At 51.8% G+C, this 18,228-nt stretch carries 19 protein-coding genes; 11 read left to right on the top strand and 8 right to left on the bottom strand.

Annotated features, from left to right (window positions below; all coding sequences use genetic code 11):
- The first annotated feature begins 12 nt into the window (after nucleotides 1-12).
- Nucleotides 13-1,983, top strand: coding sequence for a TonB-dependent receptor plug domain-containing protein (locus OGV85_RS16830; protein WP_061548568.1), 1,971 nt, complete (start codon nucleotides 13-15; stop codon nucleotides 1,981-1,983).
- A 41-nt stretch (nucleotides 1,984-2,024) separates the two neighbouring features.
- On the opposite strand, the gene OGV85_RS16825 is transcribed toward OGV85_RS16830, so the two are convergent.
- Complete coding sequence (locus OGV85_RS16825; RefSeq protein WP_003020908.1) at nucleotides 2,025-2,279, bottom strand: GlsB/YeaQ/YmgE family stress response membrane protein; 255 nt, start codon at nucleotides 2,277-2,279, stop codon at nucleotides 2,025-2,027.
- Between the two features lie 201 nt (nucleotides 2,280-2,480).
- Here OGV85_RS16825 and ycgR point away from each other — a divergent pair, with 201 nt between their 5' ends.
- Nucleotides 2,481-3,215 carry a flagellar brake protein YcgR gene (gene ycgR / locus OGV85_RS16820; protein ID WP_003020911.1) on the top strand — a complete coding sequence of 245 codons (735 nt, stop codon included), beginning with the start codon at nucleotides 2,481-2,483 and terminating at the stop codon, nucleotides 3,213-3,215.
- An 11-nt stretch (nucleotides 3,216-3,226) separates the two neighbouring features.
- Here the strand turns inward: ycgR and emtA are convergent, their stop codons facing one another.
- Nucleotides 3,227-3,838: a membrane-bound lytic murein transglycosylase EmtA gene (gene emtA, locus OGV85_RS16815; protein ID WP_003020914.1), complete on the bottom strand. Its 612-nt coding sequence runs from the start codon at nucleotides 3,836-3,838 to the stop codon at nucleotides 3,227-3,229.
- A 98-nt stretch (nucleotides 3,839-3,936) separates the two neighbouring features.
- On the opposite strand from emtA, the gene ldcA reads away from it, so the two are divergent.
- Nucleotides 3,937-4,851, top strand: a complete 915-nt coding sequence (gene ldcA, locus OGV85_RS16810; protein ID WP_061548569.1) for a muramoyltetrapeptide carboxypeptidase — start codon at nucleotides 3,937-3,939, stop codon at nucleotides 4,849-4,851.
- A 97-nt stretch (nucleotides 4,852-4,948) separates the two neighbouring features.
- Nucleotides 4,949-6,682 (top strand): potassium/proton antiporter, encoded by a 1,734-nt coding sequence (locus OGV85_RS16805; RefSeq protein ID WP_061548570.1) that lies wholly within the window; start codon nucleotides 4,949-4,951, stop codon nucleotides 6,680-6,682.
- A gap of 51 nt (nucleotides 6,683-6,733) precedes the next feature.
- Here OGV85_RS16805 and dadX read toward each other — a convergent pair whose 3' ends face one another.
- Together dadX and OGV85_RS16795 are read right to left on the bottom strand one after the other, a co-directional pair.
- On the bottom strand, nucleotides 6,734-7,804 hold the full coding sequence (gene dadX / locus OGV85_RS16800) for a catabolic alanine racemase DadX (RefSeq protein ID WP_003020922.1): 1,071 nt from the start codon (nucleotides 7,802-7,804) through the stop codon (nucleotides 6,734-6,736).
- A gap of 12 nt (nucleotides 7,805-7,816) precedes the next feature.
- Nucleotides 7,817-9,115 carry a D-amino acid dehydrogenase gene (locus OGV85_RS16795; protein ID WP_003841565.1) on the bottom strand — a complete coding sequence of 433 codons (1,299 nt, stop codon included), beginning with the start codon at nucleotides 9,113-9,115 and terminating at the stop codon, nucleotides 7,817-7,819.
- A gap of 322 nt (nucleotides 9,116-9,437) precedes the next feature.
- Between OGV85_RS16795 and OGV85_RS16790 the strand changes: the two genes are divergently transcribed.
- Nucleotides 9,438-10,970, top strand: coding sequence for a SpoVR family protein (locus OGV85_RS16790; protein WP_003844058.1), 1,533 nt, complete (start codon nucleotides 9,438-9,440; stop codon nucleotides 10,968-10,970).
- 102 nt (nucleotides 10,971-11,072) lie between these two features.
- Here the strand turns inward: OGV85_RS16790 and fadR are convergent, their stop codons facing one another.
- A complete protein-coding gene (gene fadR, locus OGV85_RS16785; RefSeq protein WP_003020931.1) occupies nucleotides 11,073-11,792 on the bottom strand; it encodes a fatty acid metabolism transcriptional regulator FadR in 720 nt (239 codons plus the stop codon).
- A gap of 236 nt (nucleotides 11,793-12,028) precedes the next feature.
- On the opposite strand from fadR, the gene nhaB reads away from it, so the two are divergent.
- The 3 genes from nhaB to OGV85_RS16770 all read left to right on the top strand — a co-directional run bounded on the left by nhaB (nucleotide 12,029) and on the right by OGV85_RS16770 (nucleotide 14,697).
- Nucleotides 12,029-13,573 carry a Na(+)/H(+) antiporter NhaB gene (gene nhaB / locus OGV85_RS16780; RefSeq protein WP_003020934.1) on the top strand — a complete coding sequence of 515 codons (1,545 nt, stop codon included), beginning with the start codon at nucleotides 12,029-12,031 and terminating at the stop codon, nucleotides 13,571-13,573.
- A gap of 141 nt (nucleotides 13,574-13,714) precedes the next feature.
- Nucleotides 13,715-14,245: a disulfide bond formation protein DsbB gene (gene dsbB / locus OGV85_RS16775; protein WP_003020937.1), complete on the top strand. Its 531-nt coding sequence runs from the start codon at nucleotides 13,715-13,717 to the stop codon at nucleotides 14,243-14,245.
- Between the two features lie 110 nt (nucleotides 14,246-14,355).
- Nucleotides 14,356-14,697, top strand: coding sequence for a TehB family protein (locus OGV85_RS16770; RefSeq protein WP_003020940.1), 342 nt, complete (start codon nucleotides 14,356-14,358; stop codon nucleotides 14,695-14,697).
- Nucleotides 14,698-14,726: 29 nt separating this feature from the next.
- On the opposite strand, the gene ycgN is transcribed toward OGV85_RS16770, so the two are convergent.
- The 3 genes from ycgN to OGV85_RS16755 all read right to left on the bottom strand — a co-directional run bounded on the left by ycgN (nucleotide 14,727) and on the right by OGV85_RS16755 (nucleotide 16,288).
- Nucleotides 14,727-15,173, bottom strand: a complete 447-nt coding sequence (ycgN, locus tag OGV85_RS16765; protein WP_003020944.1) for a cysteine cluster protein YcgN — start codon at nucleotides 15,171-15,173, stop codon at nucleotides 14,727-14,729.
- A gap of 92 nt (nucleotides 15,174-15,265) precedes the next feature.
- A complete protein-coding gene (locus OGV85_RS16760) occupies nucleotides 15,266-15,925 on the bottom strand; it encodes a fumarylacetoacetate hydrolase family protein (RefSeq protein ID WP_061548571.1) in 660 nt (219 codons plus the stop codon).
- Nucleotides 15,926-15,994: 69 nt separating this feature from the next.
- Nucleotides 15,995-16,288: a YcgL domain-containing protein gene (locus OGV85_RS16755; protein WP_003020949.1), complete on the bottom strand. Its 294-nt coding sequence runs from the start codon at nucleotides 16,286-16,288 to the stop codon at nucleotides 15,995-15,997.
- Nucleotides 16,289-16,414: 126 nt separating this feature from the next.
- Between OGV85_RS16755 and minC the strand changes: the two genes are divergently transcribed.
- Genes minC through minE form a run of 3 tightly spaced genes read left to right on the top strand, consistent with a single transcriptional unit; the run spans nucleotide 16,415 to nucleotide 18,228 of the window.
- Nucleotides 16,415-17,122: a septum site-determining protein MinC gene (minC, locus tag OGV85_RS16750; RefSeq protein WP_003020951.1), complete on the top strand. Its 708-nt coding sequence runs from the start codon at nucleotides 16,415-16,417 to the stop codon at nucleotides 17,120-17,122.
- A gap of 23 nt (nucleotides 17,123-17,145) precedes the next feature.
- On the top strand, nucleotides 17,146-17,958 hold the full coding sequence (minD, locus tag OGV85_RS16745; RefSeq protein ID WP_003020956.1) for a septum site-determining protein MinD: 813 nt from the start codon (nucleotides 17,146-17,148) through the stop codon (nucleotides 17,956-17,958).
- A 3-nt stretch (nucleotides 17,959-17,961) separates the two neighbouring features.
- Nucleotides 17,962-18,228, top strand: coding sequence for a cell division topological specificity factor MinE (minE, locus tag OGV85_RS16740; RefSeq protein WP_001185666.1), 267 nt, complete (start codon nucleotides 17,962-17,964; stop codon nucleotides 18,226-18,228).

The following is an 18,228-nucleotide window of genomic DNA, read 5'->3' as shown; positions in this document are numbered from 1 at the left end:
GGACTAACAATAATGAATTTCAACAAAAGTTGTCTTTACACAGCCCTGTCGTTTGCTTTCGCGCACAGTGCTTTTGCTGGGCAAGAAAGCGAAACCATGACCGTCTGGTCAAGCCCGGCCTCTGCGGCAACCACTACGGTTCTCGGCCAGGAAACGATCCAACAGTTGGATAAACAAAACGTGGCGCAGGCGCTAAGCGTCGTCCCCGGCGTGGTGCTGCAAAAGTCGGGCAACCGCAATGAGCAGCAGGTGAAAGTACGCGGTTTTGACAGCCGTCAGGTTCCCGTCTTTTTTGACGGTGTGCCGGTGTACATCCCCTATGACGGCAACCTCGATTTAGGCCGTTTTCTGACATCCGATATCGCTTCAGTTGAAGTATCCAAAGGCTACTCATCTCTGCTACAAGGGCCTAACCAGATGGGCGGTGCCATTAATATCACCACCAAAAAGCCCACCAAACCAATTGAAGGCAGCATCGGTTATCGCCAGGGCTGGAGTCGTAGCAAAGACAACGCTCACGATATGCACGCTTCATTTGGCGCCAGTAACGATCTGGGTTACATCCAGCTCAGCGGCAGCCAGTTGAAGCAGGATTTCCTTGGCTTACCGCAAGGCGTGGACAATCCGGTTGCGGGTAGTCACGGCAAGATTGCCAACTCGTCCGCCGATGATAAACGCGGCATCGTGAAGCTGGGCTTTACCCCTCGCGGCGATGATGAATATGTCCTGACCTATATAAATCAGGACGGTGAAAAAGATAACCCACCATATGCCGGAACCAGCAGTCAGAAATCACGCTACTGGCAATGGCCACAGTACGATAAAGAGAGCTATTACTATCAGGGCACCACCCATCTGGGCGATCGTTTCACTCTGAAAAGCCGTCTGTATCGCGATACCTTTGAAAATACGTTGATGATGTACAACTCAGTTGCCGATCTGAAAAACAAAAAAGGCAACTACAGTCATTATTCAGACTATAGCGATGGAGCTGGCCTGCAGCTCGCTGCGGATATGCGTGAAAACGACCTGCTCTCTTTCGCCGTAAACTGGAAGGATGATGTTCACCGCGAGAAAGGCGCACCGAATGCGGCTTACGACCGTTACGAAGACCGTACCTGGTCTGTTGCCAGTGAATATCAGTGGGCGGCGGCGGATAATGTCGATGTAGTGGCGGGAATAAGCTATGACTGGCGTGACAGTCTGGAAGGCATGAAGCACGAAAAAAATGGTAGCGTCACCCACTATGATGACAACAATCAGTCGGCCTTCAACTGGCAGATGATGACCAAATATCACTTCGAAAATGCAGACACATTAGCGCTGTCCTATTCTGACAGAACGCGTTTCCCTACGTTGAAAGAACGCTACACGACCTCAAAACCGGCCTATAACCAGGTGGCGCTGGTCAATCCGCAGCTTAAACCTGAACGCGCCCGCAGCGTGGATCTGACCTGGAATGGGTCACTTAGTCAGAACTGGGGATTCGAAGCCAGCGTGTATTACAACCGCATCAGCGACGCCATCCTTTCACACAATATTGATGCCGACACCATCCAGAATCAGAACAGTGGCCGGGTGGATTACACCGGTCTGGATGCAGGCGTTAAAGGTAAAGTCTTTGATATGCTGGATGTCGGTCTGAGCTACGGCCTTATTCATGCAGACGTCAAACGCAGCGACATCGGCAAGATTACCGACCTGCCAACGCAAACCCTGACTGCCTGGATGACGCTGAAGCCATGGGATCCGCTCAGTATTACGCTGTCAGAAGAGGCCCGTTCGTCGAGCTATAGCAATAGCGACGGCTCACAGAAAGCCGCTGGTTTCGCCATTACCCATTTACGCGCTGACTACGCCATCGGTCACGGATTCAGCGTTAACGCGTCGGTCAATAACCTGTTCGATACGCAGTACGTTTATAGTGAAGGATTTATTGAAGAAGGCCGTAATTACTGGGCGGGGATTGAGTATCAGTTCTGACTTAGCAATACAGAGAAACGGCCCCCGCGGGGGCCGTTCGATTAATCTCGCCGCACCAGTCGGAAGACACCCAGCACAACAATCGCGCCGACCACGGCCACCAGGAAGCTGTGGAGATTAAACCCGCTGACATCGCCGCCGATACCAAACATCGTTGCCAGCCATCCACCGACCACAGCACCGACAACACCGAGAATACAGGTCAGGATAAATCCACCGCCATCGCGCCCCGGCATAATCAGTTTGGCGATAACCCCCGCAATCAGACCAAAAATAATCCAGGCAATAATTCCCATTTTCAGGCCCTCTTTCCAGTGAACGCACGCGCAAGACATTCTTGCGCCAGCCTTTAAAGTATAGGCAAACCATCGCTATATGCTGTTTTCACGCAGACTTAATTCATTGGCGTTGGTAAAAAATTTCATCCATTTGTATTAAGTTCCGTTGATTGATGCCGATAATCCAACGACAAACCAGGCATCCGGGAGTCATTAGGTGTGAGTAACTACAATGAGCAGTTCCTGAAGCAAAATCCGTTAGCGGTGTTAGGTGTACTTCGGGACTTAAAATCGCAGCAGGTTCCACTGCGTATCTCCTGGTCGGGCGGCCAGTTCATCAGCAAAGTTCTGGCCGTCAGCCCGGACGAGCTGGTCATGGATTTTGGTAGCCAGGAATATGAAAACCAGGCCGTACAGCGGGCCAGTCAGATCTCGATTATCGCCGAAACGCAGGGAGCCAAAGTAGAATTCACCCTGCCACAGTTAAAAAAAGGTGAGTATCAGCAACTGCCAGCGTTTATTTCATCCTTGCCGCCTTCCCTGTGGTTTGTTCAGCGTCGGGAATATTTCCGCATCGGCGCTCCGCTGCATCCTCCCTATCGCTGCACGGCAAAAATGCCGGACAACAGCACGCTGTGCTTTCGCTTATTCGATTTGTCGCTTGGCGGTATGGGCGGGCTGTTAGAAACGGCAAAACCAGAAGGACTGGTAGAAGGTATACGCTTCGCGCAGGTTGAACTGAACATGGAACAATGGGGAGTGTATCACGTTGACGCCCAGCTTATTTCCATTAGCGAACGCAAAGTTATCGACAGTAAAAACGAAACCATTACCACTCCCCGCCTGAGCTTTCGTTTTCTCAACGTCGGCCCGGCGGTGGAGCGGAACTTACAGCGGATTATTTTTTCCCTTGAGCGCGAGGCCCGGGAAAAGTCGAACAAAGTGCGCGATTAACATCACCTGAATTACATTACATCCAGCGCTTGCTGAAGCTTCCAGATATAGCGCGGAGCTTGCGGCGCCGGATGATTGTCCGCAACATGTTCAATAAATTCATCCGGGCTGAGATCGTTGATCTTATTGATGGCTTTCTTCCTGTCGGAAGAGAACGTTCGCAGCAATGCTCCCGCTCCGTTAGCGTACGATACTACCAGCGCATACTGCATCACCTGCGGATCCTCAATCCCTGCCAGCGGCCCGGTCTCCAGAATGCTCAGGTATGCGGCCCCCATGGATATATTGCGTTCGGGGTTTTTCAACTCGCTGGTCGACGGCTCTCCGCTCCATCCCATGCGACGATAAACATCGCGGCCTGAAGTCGAGGCTTTTAACTGCATCAGACCAATCGCATTAGACTTACTGACCGCATTCGGATTACCGCCTGATTCAATGGCAATAATAGCGGTAATCAATTGTGGACTGACACCCCAGGCCGCACCGGCTTTTTCACTGATCGGCATCCATTGCATTGCGCGTTTAACCGGAACTTCAGCATTCCACGGCGGGTTTTTGTAATCATGTTTTGAACTACAGCCCGCAAGTAATACAACCAAAAAAGCAAACCATCTCAATTTCACGTCATCTATCCTTATAGCCGGAACCTGTCGCTGAGGTGACAACGACATACCTACGCGGCATGATATACATTTGGTTTTAGTTGTAGCAAGGAAATGCCATGTCCCGGTTTCACTTAATTGCCCCGTCGGGCTACTGTATCAATCAGCAGGCTGCGTTACGTGGGCTTGCACGTCTTACTGAGGCCGGTCATCAGGTCGATAATTCAGCGGTCATTGCGCGCCGCTGCCAGCGTTTTGCGGGTACAGAAGCAGAAAGGCTTGCTGATGTGAACTCGCTCGTTAATCTGAAAACCCCCGATACCATTGTGATGGCGGTACGTGGCGGCTATGGCGCGAGCCGTTTACTGGAAGATATTGACTGGCAAGGGCTGGCAGCCCGCCAGCAACAAGATCCGCTGCTGCTGTGTGGGCACAGCGATTTTACGGCGATCCAGTGTGGTCTACTGGCTCAAGGGAATGTGATTAGCTTCAGCGGCCCGATGCTGGCGGCCAACTTCGGTGCCGAGGAGATGAACACATTCACCGAGCACCATTTCTGGCAAGCATTGCGTAATGCCCAATTTACCCTCGAATGGCAGGGTGACGGTCCGCAGTGCGCGACTGAAGGTACACTGTGGGGCGGAAATCTGGCGATGATCATTTCGCTGATGGGTACACCGTGGATGCCGGCCATCAAAAACGGCATTTTGGTGCTGGAAGACATTAACGAGCATCCATTCCGTGTCGAGCGCATGCTGCTGCAACTGTACCACGCGGGAATACTGGCCCAGCAAAACGCCATTATCCTCGGCAGTTTTAGCGGCAGCGCGCCGAATGATTACGACGCGGGTTACAATCTTGATTCAGTTTGTGATTTTCTGCGCACCAGGCTGTCCGTTCCGTTGATCGGCGGCCTCGATTTTGGCCATGAACAACGCACCGTCACCCTGCCGCTGGGAGCCAGAGCGGTGCTGAAAAACGATAAAAACAGCACTCAGCTCACTTTAAGTGGGCATCCGGTACTAAAATCGTAAAAAAAGCGGCTAATGGGGCTAAGTAAAACGCTGTTTCTGTCGTTATTATGGTAGGGTTTATTAATACGAAACAGCGTAATTCAGGAGTAACCGAACGTTGGATGCCGCAGCAATTATTAGCCTTTTTATTTTGGGTTCCGTTCTCGTCACCTGCAGTATCTTACTCAGTTCATTCTCATCACGTCTCGGTATCCCAATTCTGGTGATATTTCTCGCTATCGGTATGTTAGCGGGTGTGGATGGTATTGGCGGCATACCTTTCGATAACTATCCTTTCGCCTACATGGTGAGTAACCTGGCACTGGCGGTTATCCTACTCGACGGCGGCATGCGCACTCAGGCCAGCTCTTTTCGCGTTGCGTTAGGCCCGGCGCTATCGTTGGCGACGGTCGGTGTGCTGATTACTTCCGGACTCACTGGCATGATGGCCGCATGGCTGTTTCATCTGGATCTTATCGAAGGGCTGCTGATTGGCGCGATTGTTGGTTCAACTGACGCCGCGGCGGTCTTTTCCCTGCTTGGCGGTAAGGGACTTAACGAACGCGTTGGCTCTACGCTGGAAATTGAATCCGGTAGTAATGACCCGATGGCCGTGTTTTTGACCATCACACTCATCGCCATGATCCAAAATCACGAGACCGGATTAAGCTGGATATTCGCGGTGCACATTATCCAGCAGTTTGGCTTAGGAATCGCTATCGGTCTTGGCGGTGGATATATGCTCCAGCAGATGATTAACCGCATTTCTCTGCCTGCCGGACTGTATCCACTCTTGGCGTTAAGCGGTGGGATCCTGATTTTTGCCCTGACCACTGCGCTGGAAGGCAGCGGTATTCTGGCGGTTTATCTGTGTGGTTTCCTGCTGGGTAATCGCCCCATCCGCAACCGATTTGGTATTCTGCAAAACTTCGACGGTCTGGCCTGGCTGGCGCAAATCGCCATGTTCCTGGTGCTTGGACTGCTGGTTACGCCGTCCGACCTGCTGCCTATCGCAATCCCTGCGCTGATTTTGTCTGCGTGGATGATATTCATTGCCCGCCCGCTTTCGGTCTTCGCCGGACTGCTGCCGTTTCGTGGCTTTAATCTGCGCGAGCGTATTTTCATCAGTTGGGTGGGTTTGCGCGGCGCGGTGCCGATCATCCTCGCCGTCTTCCCAATGATGGCGGGACTGGAGAACGCGCGCCTGTTCTTTAACGTCGCCTTCTTCGTGGTACTGATCTCGTTGCTGTTTCAGGGAACGTCACTTTCATGGGCCGCGAAAAAAGCCAAGGTGGTGGTCCCTCCTGTCGGCTGGCCCGTTTCGCGCATTGGTCTCGATATTCACCCAGATAACCCGTGGGAGCAGTTTGTTTATCAGCTCAGCGCAGATAAGTGGTGTGTGGGTGCCGCGCTGCGCGACCTGCATATGCCGGAAGAAACGCGAATAGCCGCCCTGTTTCGTGACAACGTGCTGTTTCACCCCTCCGGCAGCACACGTCTGCGCGAAGGCGACGTATTGTGTGTTATTGGTCGCGAGCGCGATCTCCCCGCTCTCGGCAAGCTATTCAGCCAGTCGCCACCAGTGTCGTTAGACCAGCGCTTCTTCGGTGATTTTATTCTGGAAGCCAGCGCGAAATATGCCGATGTGGCGCTGATTTATGGCCTGGATGATGGCACAGAGTATCGTGATAAGCAGCAAACGCTGGGTGAAATTGTCCAGCATCTGCTTGGTGCCGCGCCGGTCGTCGGTGACCAGGTGGAATTCGCTGGCATGATCTGGACGGTGGCCGAGAAGGAAGATAATGCAGTGCTGAAGGTCGGTGTTCGCGTTGCTGAAGACGAGGATGAGTAAAGAGGATGTTGTTTGCCGGGTGGCGGCAGCGCCCTACCCGGCAAACAAAAGTTACACCGTCACAACCGGTACGCGCAGCGCCAAAGAACACATCAACTCGTAGCCCACCGTTCCTGCTGAGGTAGCTACATCGTCAATTTTAATCTCTTTGCCCCACAGCTCTACCGGTGTCCCGATCCCTGCCTGCGGGCACGGTGTCAGATCTACCGCCAGCATATCCATTGAGACTGTCCCCACCGTCCCGGTACGTACACCGTCCACCAGCACAGGCGTTCCGCTTGGCGCATGGCGCGGATAACCGTCTGCATAGCCGGTCGCCACTATTCCAATGCGCTGCTCGCCGCTGGCGGTGTAACGGCCACCGTAACCCACCCGATCGCCAGCTTTCAGCGTTTGTATGCCGATTATCTCGCTGCTCAGAGTCATCACTGGCTTCAGGCCGGTGTTGGCGATGTCCCGCCATTGTCCCGAAGGCGACGCGCCATACAAAATAATGCCCGGACGAACCCAGTCATAATGCGCTTCAGGGTGCCACAGCGTGGCGGCCGAATTCGACAGTGACCGTCTGCACTCCAGTCCTTCTGTTGCCAGCGCAATACGCGCCATTGCTTCCTGGATACCTTCCGGGTGCTCTGCATCTGCAAAATGCGACATCAGCGTCATTTCGCCGACGTTGGGCATCGCCCGCAGCTGTTGCCAGACCGTTGGAACTCTTTCCGGTAAAAACCCAAGCCGGTTCATACCGCTGTTCACCTTCAGGTAAACATCGAGCGGTGCTTTGAGGCGGGCATTCTGCAATGCTTTTAGCTGCCAGTTACTGTGTACACAGGTGGTCAGTCGATAATTGTCATATACCGTCAGGTCTTCAGCGTGGAAAAAACCCTCCAGCATGAGTATCGGGCCTTTCCATCCGCGCTCGCGCAGGGTTATCGCCTCTTCAAGATTGAGCATGGCAAAACCATCGGTTGTGCCCAGCGCATTCCAGACGCGTTCAATGCCGTGTCCATATGCATTGGCTTTCACCACCGACCAGACGCGAGCGTCCGGCGCTGCCTGGCGGGTAATGGTCAGATTTTGTTTCAACGCCTGCAGGTCAATGCTGGCCAGTATCGGGCGGGTCATCTCACGTCCTTATCAGTTATGTGCGCCATGTAAATGTCGTGGACGAGAGGGGGTAAACCCCGGACTGTAACGCGCCACGCTCAGATCGTCATAAGGTATGGCTGGCGTACGGCCAGAAAGGATATCGCTCAGCAACTGACCGGAACCGCAGGCCATGGTCCAGCCCAGCGTGCCGTGGCCGGTATTGAGCAGCAGATTCTTAAAGCGGGTGCGCCCCACCACCGGCGTACCGTCCGGCGTCATCGGACGCAGTCCGGTCCAGAAGGTTGCCTGCTCCACATGACCACCGCGCGGGAAGAGATCGCGTACGACCATTTCCAGCGTTTCACGACGAGGTTGTAGCAGCTCTGTATTAAAACCGACAATCTCCGCCATGCCGCCAACCCGAATACGATTGTCAAAGCGGGTAATAGCGATTTTGTAAGTTTCATCAAGGATAGTAGAAACCGGCGCACCGTCGTCTTGCGCTACCGGAATAGTCAACGAATAGCCTTTGAGCGGATAGACCGGGATATCAACGATCCCTTTCAGCATCGCCGTGGAATACGAACCAAACGCCATCACATAGGCATCGGCTTTGATAATCTCTTCGCCGCACTGGACGCCATAAATCTGCTCACCATCGCTCAGCAGCTTATCGACCGGGGTGTTAAAGCGAAACTTAACGCCCGCCTGCTCCGCCATCTGCGCCAGACGCTGGGTAAACAACTGGCAGTCGCCGGTTTCATCATTCGGTAAACGCAGACCGCCGGTCAGTTTGTGCGCTACTTCTGCCAGTGCCGGTTCGACTTCCGCCAGACGATTTGCTTCCAGGAGCTGATATGGCACGCCAGCGTCTTCGAGCACGGCGATGTCGCGAGTGGCGTTCTCATACTGTTGAGCGGTACGGAACAGTTGCAGGGTTCCGCCCTGACGTCCTTCATACTCAATACCGGTAGAGGCGCGCAGCGCTTTCAGACAATCACGGCTGTATTCCGCCAGTCGCACCATGCGTCCTTTATTTTCCATGTAGTGGCTGGTGTCGCAGTTGCGCAGCATCTGCCACATCCATTTCAACTGGAACTGGGTTCCGTCAAGACGAACGGCCAGCGGAGCGTGGCGCTGAAACATCCATTTGATTGCTTTAAGCGGTACGCCTGGTGCCGCCCATGGTGCCGCATAACCTGGAGATATTTGCCCCGCGTTCGCCGCACTGGTTTCCAGTGCCGGACCGGGCTCACGATCAATGACGGTGACATCGTGTCCAGCCTGACTTAAGTACCAGGCGCTGGTCACGCCAACGACACCACTTCCCAGTATGACAACTCGCATAGCCACTCCGTTAACAGTAAAAGAACAATCATCTAATTACATCTTGATAACTCAGTTGAAAATATTATTCAACATATGGCTTTTTTATGGTGACTTATCTCACATATAGCGGTGATGGCGGGGAACTCTCTGCTTTGGCATCTCCTGCTGTGCGTTATTTTTATCCAGCATAAAATTTTGCGGCAATGCCGTTTTTCAACGCCTCGCTAACGAGAAATCGCAAAGAAAAAATTTCTGCCGCAGCACGTTTTTTAACACCATGATCTATGCTTGAAATGAGGTACTCCAGACAGAGAGTGCCGCCAACAATGAGGGTGCGCGAATGGCTACGATTGATTCCATGAACAAGGACAGCACACGGTTAAGCGATGGACCCGACTGGACGTTTGATCTGCTGGATGTCTATCTGGCAGAGATAGACCGCGTGGCGAAACTCTACAGACTGGATACCTACCCGCACCAAATCGAGGTGATCACCTCCGAACAGATGATGGACGCTTACTCCAGCGTCGGGATGCCGATCAACTATCCTCACTGGTCGTTTGGTAAAAAGTTTATTGAAACCGAGCGCTTGTATAAGCATGGTCAGCAGGGACTGGCCTATGAGATTGTTATCAACTCCAATCCGTGTATCGCGTATCTGATGGAGGAGAACACCATCACCATGCAGGCGCTGGTGATGGCGCATGCCTGCTACGGACACAACTCCTTCTTCAAAAACAACTACCTGTTTCGTAGCTGGACGGATGCCAGTTCCATCGTCGATTACCTAATCTTCGCACGAAACTATATAACCCAGTGTGAAGAACGCTACGGGGTGGATGAAGTCGAAAAGCTCCTCGACTCCTGTCATGCGCTGATGAACTACGGCGTTGACCGTTACAAACGCCCGCAAAAAATCTCCCTACAGGAAGAGAAAGCCCGGCAGAAAAGTCGTGAAGAGTATCTGCAAAGTCAGGTCAATATGTTGTGGCGCACGCTACCGAAGAAAGAGGAAGAGAAAAGCGTGGCGGAAGCCCGGCGTTATCCCTCTGAGCCACAGGAAAACCTGCTGTACTTCATGGAGAAGAACGCCCCGCTGCTGGAGTCCTGGCAACGCGAAGTGCTGCGCATTGTACGCAAGGTCAGCCAGTATTTTTATCCGCAGAAACAGACGCAGGTGATGAACGAGGGCTGGGCCACTTTCTGGCATTACACCATCCTGAACCACCTTTATGATGAAGGTAAAGTCACCGAACGGTTTATGCTGGAGTTTCTGCATAGCCATACCAATGTGGTATTTCAGCCACCCTACAACAGCCCGTGGTATAGCGGGATAAACCCTTATGCCCTGGGGTTTGCCATGTTCCAGGATATCAAACGTATTTGTCAGTCGCCGACCGAGGAGGACAAATACTGGTTCCCGGATATAGCGGGTTCCGACTGGCTGGAAACCCTGCATTTCGCGATGCGCGATTTCAAAGATGAGAGTTTTATCAGCCAGTTCCTGTCACCGAAGGTAATGCGCGATTTCCGCCTGTTCACCGTGCTGGATGACGATCGTCACAACTATCTGGAGATTTCTGCGATTCATAACGAGGAAGGATATCGTGAGATCCGCAACAGGTTGTCGTCGCAATACAACCTGAGCAACCTGGAGCCGAATATTCAAATCTGGAATGTCGATCTGCGTGGCGACCGTTCGCTCACCTTGCGCTATATTCCGCATAACCGCGCACCGTTGGATAAAGGACGCAAAGAAGTGCTCAAGCATGTACACCGGCTTTGGGGTTTTGATGTGATGCTGGAGCAGCAGAATGAAGATGGCAGCGTGGAGCTGTTGGAGCGTTGTCCGCCAAGGATGAACGGTCTGTAAATCTTATTGCCGGAGGCGGTGTAAACACCTTATCCGGCCTACGAAGTGCATGCATTCCAGGCCGGATAAGACGCTTTGGCGTCGCCATCCGGCTTTGAGCGATTAACGGCCCTGAATCGCCAAATCGCCCGGCAGATTCTTCTGCATACGATGCCAAATCTCGCCACTGTCGTGACCGTAGCGGCGCACCGTTTCATACACCTGCTCATGAGCACCCTGCTCGCAGAGTTCTGACAGCTTGTGGTAGAAGCTCAGCGCCAGCGCGCGCGCTTCCGGGTTGGCAAAATAATGGCGGCCAATGCGGGTATATAATCCTTTCATACCGTTGAGGATCAAACCGTAAATCGGATTGCCGGAGGCAAAGGCCAGACCGCGGAAAATGTTATAGTCCAGATCGGCAAATGCGTCAGCGTGGTCAGCCACCTGATTTGCCGTCGCCAGAACCTCCTGTGCTTTATCAGGATGCTGGCGAAACGCAGTACGAACAAAGATCGTCGAAATATTGGTACGCACAGACAGCAGATTATCAATCAGCTGCGGAACACTCTCGTGATCGAGGCGCGCCAGCGTTTCAAGAATATTCAGCCCGGAAGTTTCCCAGAAGTTATTTACCTTCGTCGGTTTGCCGTGTTGAATGGTCAACCAGCCATCTCGCGCCAGACGCTGCAATACTTCGCGTAGCGTGGTACGTGTCACCCCAATAAGTTCGGAGAGTTCACGTTCAGCGGGCAAAATAGTGCCAGGTGGGAAGCGGTTATTCCAGATACTTTCAATGATGTACTCTTCCGCGAACCCAGCCGGGCTTTGCGCCTTAATGACCATAGTAAAAATTCCATTACACAGCAAAACATAGTTACACACATCATACCAGATGGGTATCTTAGCTGATAGCTGACGCAATGAAGAAAAAGTGGATCAAGGCTTCATTTTCCAAATAACGCTACAGTACAGCCAACCTTGCCAGTCTTGTGAATAGCTTGCCTGTACTCCCTCCTCCCGCTAAGCTTTGCGGTCAAACATAAAAATATGATTTCATTTTTAAAGGTAGGGAAATCACCATGGAGCTATCATGGGGCCGCGCGATGTGGCGCAATTTTTTAGGTCAATCACCAGACTGGTACAAACTTGCACTGCTTGTCTTCTTAGTCGTTAACCCGATTATTTTTTTCATCAACCCCTTTATCGCCGGCTGGTTGCTGGTGGCCGAGTTCATTTTCACGCTGGCGATGGCGTTAAAATGCTACCCACTGCTGCCTGGCGGGCTGTTGGCTATCGAAGCTGTCATTATTGGTATGACCAGCGCAACGCATGTTCGTGAAGAGGTTGCCGCAAACCTTGAGGTGTTATTGCTGCTGATGTTTATGGTGGCAGGCATCTACTTTATGAAGCAGCTGCTACTGTTTATTTTCACGCGTCTGCTACTCACTATTCGCTCCAAAACGCTGCTGTCGCTGGCATTTTGTGTTGCGGCCGCTTTCCTCTCGGCGTTCCTTGATGCGCTGACCGTCGTGGCCGTGGTAATCAGCGTTGCGGTCGGTTTTTATGGCATCTACCATCGCGTTGCCTCTTCCCGCGCGGAAGACAACAACATGCTCGATGACAGCCATATCGATCAGCACAATAAGGTCGTTCTTGAGCAGTTCCGTGGTTTTCTGCGTAGCCTGATGATGCACGCGGGTGTCGGTACGGCGTTAGGCGGCGTGATGACCATGGTGGGCGAGCCACAAAACCTGATTATCGCCAAAGCGGCTGGCTGGCATTTTGGCGACTTCTTCCTGCGCATGTCGCCGGTTACCGTCCCGGTACTGATTTGCGGCCTGTTAACCTGTGTACTGGTCGAGAAATTGCGCTGGTTTGGCTATGGCGAAACGCTGCCGGAGACCGTCCGTGATGTCCTGCAACAGTTTGACGATCAGAGCCGCCAGCAACGTACCCGCCAGGACAAAATCAAACTGATTGTCCAGGCGATTATTGGCGTCTGGCTGGTAGTTGCGTTGGCCCTGCATCTGGCAGAAGTAGGATTGATCGGTTTGTCGGTCATCATTCTGGCAACCTCCTTGACAGGAGTCACCGACGAACATGCAATAGGTAAAGCCTTTACCGAGTCGCTGCCCTTCACCGCCCTGCTGACCGTGTTCTTCTCTGTTGTTGCGGTGATTATCGATCAACAGCTCTTTTCGCCGATCATTCAGTTCGTATTGCAATCCTCAGAACATGCCCAACTGACGCTGTTCTATCTCTTCAATGGCCTGCTGTCTTCTATTTCTGATAACGTATTTGTCGGCACCATTTACATTAACGAGGCCAAAGCCGCGCTGGAACAGGGGACCATCAGCCTCAATCAGTATGAGCTGTTAGCGGTGGCGATCAATACCGGGACCAACCTGCCTTCGGTGGCCACGCCAAACGGCCAGGCTGCATTCCTGTTCCTGCTGACCTCTGCACTGGCGCCGTTAATTCGCCTCTCGTATGGTCGCATGGTGTGGATGGCTCTGCCTTATACTCTCGTCCTGACGCTCGTCGGTCTGCTTTGCGTCGAGTTCACGCTTGTCCCGGTGACCGAGTGGATGACCCAAACGGGCTGGTTAGCTACACTTTCATAACAATTAACCGGGCAAATCACTGCCCGGTTTGACTTTTTGCATGATAATTATCCGATTACGCAAATTTTCAATTCCCGCTAGTGGCGCATAAAGTGAATTGGTTTAAACTGCGGTCTCTACGCATGTTGCAGGGAAATGATTATGTTGCGATTTTTAAACCAGTGCTCCCGAGGTCGTGGGGCATGGTTATTGTTGGCGTTAACCGCCTTTGCGCTGGAGCTCGTTGCGCTGTGGTTCCAGCACGTCATGCTGCTAAAACCTTGCGTGTTGTGTATTTACGAACGTAGCGCATTATTTGGCGTGATGGGTGCAGGGCTGGTGGGTGCTATTGCACCAAAAACACCGCTGCGCTATGTGGCGATGATAATCTGGATTTACAGTGCCTGGCGCGGACTTCAGTTAGCATATGAGCACACCATGATTCAGCTGCACCCGTCCCCGTTTATGACCTGTGATTTTGCCGCACGCTTCCCAAGCTGGCTGCCACTGGACAAATGGCTGCCGCAGGTGTTTTTAGCGTCCGGTGACTGTGCTGAGCGCCAGTGGTCTTTTTTAACCCTGGAAATGCCGCAGTGGCTGTTGGGGATCTTCGCCGCCTACATGGTAGTCGCCGTGCTGGTGGTGATAGCACAGCCGTTCAAACCGAAAAAACGTGACCTCTTCGGTCGCTAACAGAGACGCTCCTTCGGGAGCGTTTTTTTTGGCTTAAATTCATTGCCTGCTGGTATCTATAAGATGTATATTAAATACATCTTATAGATACCACACCAAGGAGATGTCTTATGTCCCATTTACGCATCCCGGCAAACTGGAAAGTTAAACGCTCTACTCCCTTCTTTACCAAAGACAATGTCCCCGCAGCACTTCTTTCTCACCATAACACTGCAGCAGGCGTTTTTGGCCAGCTTTGTGTGATGGAAGGTACGGTAACGTATTACGGTTTTGCCAATGAAGACGCAAAAGAGCCTGAAGTAAAAGTGGTGATTAATGCCGGTCAGTTCGCGACCAGCCCGCCGCAGTACTGGCATCGCGTTGAATTAAGCGACGACGCCCAATTCAACATCAATTTCTGGGTTGAAGATGACAACCATGGAGATGAGATGTATCAGGCGAAAAAGTCTTAAGCCCTTACGCCTGCTAATTGATGGGCGGCTTAGTCCGCCCATGAAGGTTTGTTCAAAATATGGTCCTGCCAGTCACGCACTTCCGATTCTTTCACCGCAATATGACGTACTGAAATACGCTCGCCGTGCATTGCCGCTTTGGACCCCGTCAGCAGTGGATGCCACTCCGGCAGCCCTTTACCTTCCGCTAACAGACGATAAGCACAGGTCATCGGCAGCCATTCAAAGGTAGGCAGATTATCGCGCGTCAGTTTGATACAGTCAGGCTCGTATTCGAATCGGCGTTCGTAATTACGGCATTGACAGGTTTTGATATTGAGCTGCTTACACGCGACGTTGGTAAAATAAATTTCGTCGGTGTCTTCATCCATCAGCTTATGCAGGCAGCATTGACCACACCCATCACATAATGACTCCCACTCGGCATCGGTCATTTCATCCAGGGTTTTACTTTGCCAGAAAGGTATGTCGCTCATCAGGGTATCCGCTATTGCAATAAAGCTGCACCTTATAACCAGTCTGGCACGCTGTTGCAAGTTTTGCCGCCCGAAAAGGCGGCAAGAAGAGATTACAGCACGCGTGTCGTCAGCGTTTGACCATGAAAACTGATGGCCAGCTCATCGCCGCTGTTTAACGGCCCAACACCCGCTGGCGTCCCCGTCAGCACAACATCGCCCGCTTTGAGAGTAAAGAAACGGCTCATATAGGCAATCAAAGGAACGATTTGATGGATCATATCCGCTGTGGAGCCGTGCTGGCGTGTTTCACCGTTGACCGTTAACCCCAGAATCGTATCCTGCGGATCGCCGTTAAACTCGGCCACCGGAATAAACCCCGACAGCGGACAAGAGTTATCAAAACCCTTCGCTTTTTCCCACGGCTGCCCCGCTTTCTTCATTTTGCCCTGAATATCACGCAAGGTCAGATCCAACGCGACGCCATAGCCCGCGATGGCTTTGCGCACATGTTCTTCCGTCGCCTGACGTAGGGTCGCGCCAATCAGTACCGCCAGCTCAACTTCATGGTGAACTGAACCCATATCAGAAGGGATCACCAGCGGCTGGCGCAAATCGCACAGCGCAGTTTCCGGTTTGATAAACAACACCGGCTCTTCCGGAGGGGTTCCACCCATCTCTTTAATATGGTTGGCATAGTTACTCCCTACGCAAACCACCTTACTCACCGGATAATCCAGCAGAGCACCATGCCAGTTATGATGTTGATACATTATTTTCCCCTAACGTAGTTATCGATTTCAGGTACTGCATCGATGGGGCGTGCTGCTGCCGGATGCAGTTTAACGTTTAGCGTCTGGTGTATTTTGTTTCGCCGCAGCCAGATGCTGTTTAAGTAAATCTTCTGGCGGTGGTGGTATTTGTAAATAATAGCCCTGCTCGGTGAGTGCCTGTTTTACTTTTTCCAGATCGGCATTAACGAGCTTTTTACGGCCATCAAGCGGCAACATCATTGCCAGCGTCGGCTGACCAAATCCTTTCATCAGTTCTTCAGGAACTCGCGAGAAATCGTCTTTTTTTTCGACATATAAATAGGTCTGGTCACGTTTACTGCTTCGGTAGATCACACAAAACATATCTTTTACTCTGAATTCACGGAATGGTGGCTTGCCTCAATATAATACTGACTATAACATGCCTTATAGTCTTCGGAATATCACCCCGCGCTGGGGATGATAAATAGCAAATTGAGTAAGGCCAGGATGTCAAACACGCCAATCGAGCTTAAAGGCAGTAGCTTCACCTTATCAGTGGTTCACTTACATGAAGCAGAACCCGAGGTTATTCGTCAGGCGTTGGAAGACAAAATCGCGCAGGCACCTGCTTTTTTAAAACATGCTCCCGTCGTGGTTAACGTGAGTGGTCTTGAAAGCCCAGTAAACTGGTCAGCGTTGCAGAAAGTTGTCGCGTCTACTGGATTGCGCATTATCGGCGTTAGCGGATGCAAAGACGCCAGACTCAAGGCTGAAATCGACGAAATGGGTCTTCCTTTACTGACTGAAGGTAAAGAAAAAGCTATTCGTCCTGCGCCCGTTGAGGCCCCGACTCACGTTGCTCCGCCGCAAAACGTTACTCCCATCACAAAAACACGATTAATAAATGTGCCGGTTCGTTCCGGTCAGCGCATTTATGCACCACAATGTGATCTGATTGTTACAAGCCACGTCAGTGCAGGCGCAGAGCTTATCGCTGATGGCAATATTCATGTTTATGGAATGATGAGAGGCCGTGCGTTGGCAGGCGCTAGCGGTGATCGGGAAGCGCAAATTTTTTGTACCCATCTGACGGCAGAACTGGTGTCTATCGCAGGTGTTTATTGGCTGAGTGATAAAATCCCAGCAGAATTTTATGGCAAAGCGGCACGTCTGCAATTAGCAGAGAACGCTTTGACAGTTCAACCGTTGAATTGATCCCTTTTTAACAAGGAATTTCTATGGCACGCATTATTGTTGTTACTTCGGGTAAAGGGGGCGTTGGCAAAACCACCTCCAGCGCGGCCATCGCTACAGGTTTGGCCCAGAAGGGAAAGAAAACTGTCGTTATTGATTTTGATATCGGCCTGCGTAACCTCGATCTGATTATGGGTTGTGAACGCCGCGTCGTTTATGACTTCGTCAACGTTATTCAGGGCGATGCGTCGTTAAATCAGGCGTTAATCAAAGATAAGCGTACCGAAAATCTCTTTATTCTTCCGGCCTCACAGACTCGCGATAAAGACGCGCTGACGCGTGAAGGCGTCGCGAAAGTTCTGGACGACCTGAAAACGATGGAATTCGACTTCATTGTCTGCGACTCTCCGGCGGGTATTGAAACCGGTGCGCTGATGGCCCTGTATTTTGCCGATGAAGCGATAATCACCACTAACCCGGAAGTTTCCTCTGTACGTGACTCTGACCGTATTCTGGGTATTCTGGCGTCGAAATCTCGTCGTGCGGAAAACGGTGAAGATCCGATTAAAGAGCATTTGTTGCTGACGCGCTACAACCCTGGCCGCGTAAATAAAGGTGACATGCTGAGCATGGAAGACGTACTGGAAATTCTTCGAATCAAGCTGGTTGGCGTGATTCCTGAAGATCAGTCAGTCCTGCGCGCGTCTAACCAGGGTGAGCCGGTTATTCTCGACATCAATGCTGACGCCGGTAAAGCCTATGCTGATACCGTAGACCGTCTGTTGGGAGAAGAACGTCCTTTCCGCTTCATTGAAGAAGAGAAGAAAGGTTTCCTCAAACGCCTGTTCGGAGGATAAGTTATGGCATTACTGGATTTTTTTCTCTCGCGGAAAAAGAGCACAGCGAACATCGCTAAAGAGCGACTGCAGATTATTGTTGCGGAACGCCGTCGTAGTGACGCCGAGCCACATTATTTACCGCAGTTGAGGAAAGATATTCTCGAGGTTATCTGCAAGTATGTACAAATTGATCCTGAAATGGTGACTGTACAACTTGAGCAAAAAGACGGCGATATTTCTATCCTCGAACTTAACGTGACATTGCCTGAAGCCGAAGAATCTAAATAA

The organism is Citrobacter sp. Cf132 (assembly GCF_030333885.1).
GTDB classification, from domain to species: domain Bacteria; phylum Pseudomonadota; class Gammaproteobacteria; order Enterobacterales; family Enterobacteriaceae; genus Citrobacter; species Citrobacter freundii.
The sequence above is the reverse complement of the archived record's forward strand: the minus strand, read 5'-3'. Positions and strand labels throughout refer to the sequence as shown.

Excerpts from the sequence above, each read along its gene's own strand:
- OGV85_RS16830 (WP_061548568.1), top strand. The coding sequence starts at position 13 with ATGAATTTCAACAAAAGTTGTCTTTACACAGCCCTGTCGTTTGCTTTC.
- OGV85_RS16825 (WP_003020908.1), bottom strand. The coding sequence starts at position 2,279 with ATGGGAATTATTGCCTGGATTATTTTTGGTCTGATTGCGGGGGTTATC.
- ldcA (WP_061548569.1), top strand. The coding sequence starts at position 3,937 with ATGTCCCGGTTTCACTTAATTGCCCCGTCGGGCTACTGTATCAATCAG.
- dadX (WP_003020922.1), bottom strand. The coding sequence starts at position 7,804 with ATGACCCGCCCGATACTGGCCAGCATTGACCTGCAGGCGTTGAAACAA.
- OGV85_RS16795 (WP_003841565.1), bottom strand. The coding sequence starts at position 9,115 with ATGCGAGTTGTCATACTGGGAAGTGGTGTCGTTGGCGTGACCAGCGCC.
- OGV85_RS16790 (WP_003844058.1), top strand. The coding sequence starts at position 9,438 with ATGGCTACGATTGATTCCATGAACAAGGACAGCACACGGTTAAGCGAT.
- fadR (WP_003020931.1), bottom strand. The coding sequence starts at position 11,792 with ATGGTCATTAAGGCGCAAAGCCCGGCTGGGTTCGCGGAAGAGTACATC.
- nhaB (WP_003020934.1), top strand. The coding sequence starts at position 12,029 with ATGGAGCTATCATGGGGCCGCGCGATGTGGCGCAATTTTTTAGGTCAA.
- dsbB (WP_003020937.1), top strand. The coding sequence starts at position 13,715 with ATGTTGCGATTTTTAAACCAGTGCTCCCGAGGTCGTGGGGCATGGTTA.
- OGV85_RS16770 (WP_003020940.1), top strand. The coding sequence starts at position 14,356 with ATGTCCCATTTACGCATCCCGGCAAACTGGAAAGTTAAACGCTCTACT.
- ycgN (WP_003020944.1), bottom strand. The coding sequence starts at position 15,173 with ATGAGCGACATACCTTTCTGGCAAAGTAAAACCCTGGATGAAATGACC.
- OGV85_RS16760 (WP_061548571.1), bottom strand. The coding sequence starts at position 15,925 with ATGTATCAACATCATAACTGGCATGGTGCTCTGCTGGATTATCCGGTG.
- OGV85_RS16755 (WP_003020949.1), bottom strand. The coding sequence starts at position 16,288 with ATGTTTTGTGTGATCTACCGAAGCAGTAAACGTGACCAGACCTATTTA.
- minC (WP_003020951.1), top strand. The coding sequence starts at position 16,415 with ATGTCAAACACGCCAATCGAGCTTAAAGGCAGTAGCTTCACCTTATCA.
- minD (WP_003020956.1), top strand. The coding sequence starts at position 17,146 with ATGGCACGCATTATTGTTGTTACTTCGGGTAAAGGGGGCGTTGGCAAA.
- minE (WP_001185666.1), top strand. The coding sequence starts at position 17,962 with ATGGCATTACTGGATTTTTTTCTCTCGCGGAAAAAGAGCACAGCGAAC.